Here is a 2,242-nt window from a genome sequence, read left to right on the forward strand (position 1 = left end):
CCGTCCCGGTGGCCGGGGTGTAGACGAGCGGCAGCCCGACCAACGCGCTCAAATCATCGAGCGCGATCGTGACCTGCCCGTGCTCGCGCAGCACGGGCTCCTTCAGTTCCACGCGCACCGAGCCGCGCGTGGCCTCAGCCGCATTCACCTGCAGGGTGAATGCCTCTTGCCCCAGGCGGAGGCGAAGCGCTCCGCCTTCCGCACTAGCGCTGCCGCCGAGCTGCGCTACGGCAGCGGCCGCGTCCACGCGCAGCGGGGCGCTGCCCGGCTGCGCCTGAATGCGGCGCTGGATCGAGCGGTCCAGCAGCTCCGGCGTGATGCCGGGGCTGCCCGCGTTGATCCGCGGGATGAGCAGATGGTCGGCGCTGCGCGTCGCCATCTCGGGGGAGATCGTGAAGGCGTAGCGAATGCCCGCCTTCTGAATTTGTTCCGTCGCCGCAGGCGACGTTATGCCGTATGGATACGCCATAACGTCGAGCGGCGCGTCCGTTAGCCCTGCAAGCTTGCCTACACAAGCTTGTGTATCCTGCAACACGCGCTGCTTGTAGGCGTCGTCGCCTTCTCCATCCAGGCGGCCGACAAGCGCAGCATCGCCGCTCGGCAGCTTGTTATGCAGGCTGTCGGTATGGCATCCGATATCGATGAAATTCGTTGCATGAGTCATTTCGTTGATTTGCTCTTTGGACATCGAAGGAATATAGGATGCCAGCGGATCGGCCAAATCATGCGTGATGACAAAATTGATAGCGGGAATGCGCAAGCTTTTCAAAATCGGATAAGCCCCGGTATAAAAACTCTGATACCCATCATCAAAGGTCACAAGGACCGCGTTGGAAGGCACTGTGGCGCCAGCCAAATATTGCTTGAATTCATTCAGGGAAATAAAATGATAGCCCTTGCTTAGTAAAAATTGCAGCTGATTTTGAAACAGTGAGGATGTAATGGTGCTGGAGCTTGTATCAGTGTCATGGATATGATGATACATGAGGACAGCAACTTGATCCTGATAGTAGATATCTTGAGATCGCTTAGCGGAGAGCGGCGTAAGCAGAAACGTGAGTCCTATCAGACTCAGCAGAATCGTGATCCCGATTCTTTTGGACATGTCAGCGTAACTCCTTATATGATATAATAGTTTGTAATGATTATTATTTGTTAGTCGAGAGGAGCCATATTTAGTCATGCAGCATTTCTATCAAAGCGTCTACGATCTAATTGTCGAAACGTCCACAAACCTTCCGGGTGATGTACGTCGTGCGGTGCAAGCCGCAAGTGAAAAAGAAGACAAAGGAACTCGCTCAGCGCTCTCCCTATCCCGTATTGCCGATAACATTCATATGGCGGAATGCAATGTCTCTCCGATTTGCCAGGATACAGGCATGCCAACGTTTATTATACACTGTCCGGTTGGGGCAAACCAAATTATTATGAAGAAGCACATTCTTGAGGCAGTCGCCAATGCGACCAAGGCAAGCAAGCTCCGCACAAATTCCGTAGATTCCTTAACAGGCGCTAACACTGGCGACAATTTGGGACCTGGAACCCCGGTTATTCATTTCGAGCAATGGGAACGCGATGAAGTCGAAGTGAAGCTGATCCTTAAGGGCGGCGGTTGTGAAAATAAAAACATTCAGTACAGCTTGCCAGCTGATCTGGAAGGCGTAGGCAAAGCCGGACGCGATCTTGATGGTATTCGCAAATGTATTATGCATGCCGTGTACCAAGCACAAGGGCAAGGGTGCAGTGCAGGCTTTATTGGCGTTGGCATCGGCGGCGACCGGACAAGCGGTTACGAGCTGGCGAAACACCAATTGTTCCGTCATGTTGATGATGTGAACCCGCATCCTGAGCTTCGCAAAGTTGAAGAGTATGTGTTGGAGCATGCGAATACACTCGGAATTGGTACAATGGGCTTCGGCGGGCAGGTCACATTGTTAGGCTGTAAAGTAGGCGTGGCAAACCGTTTGCCAGCTAGTTTCTTCGTTTCTGTTGCCTACAACTGTTGGGCATTCCGTCGTCAAGGCGTGCTGCTGAATCCTGAAACTGGTGAAATCAACGGTTGGTCGTACCCGAGAGGAAGCGAAGTTTCCTTCCAAGAAGCTTTTGAGGCGAGTGCCGAAGCTGCTAGAAATGTGAAGGAAGATGAACGTCGTGAGATCGTCTTGAATACTCCGATTTCGGAAGAACAAATTCGCAGTCTGAAAGTCGGCGATGTGGTCGTTATTAACGGTACTATGCACAC

The 2,242-nt window shown here is 52.8% G+C and carries 2 protein-coding genes; one reads left to right on the forward strand and one right to left on the reverse strand.

Going from position 1 to position 2,242, the window contains the following annotated elements:
* On the reverse strand, nt 1-1,105 hold a 1,105-nt coding region (locus AC1DUA_RS34580), incomplete at its 3' end, for a polysaccharide deacetylase family protein (protein WP_477504047.1).
* Nucleotides 1,106-1,181: 76 nt separating this feature from the next.
* On the opposite strand from AC1DUA_RS34580, the gene AC1DUA_RS34585 reads away from it, so the two are divergent.
* On the forward strand, nt 1,182-2,242 hold a 1,061-nt coding region (locus AC1DUA_RS34585), incomplete at its 3' end, for a fumarate hydratase (RefSeq protein WP_477504048.1).

It is taken from the genome of Paenibacillus sp. 01T422 (assembly GCF_056398785.1).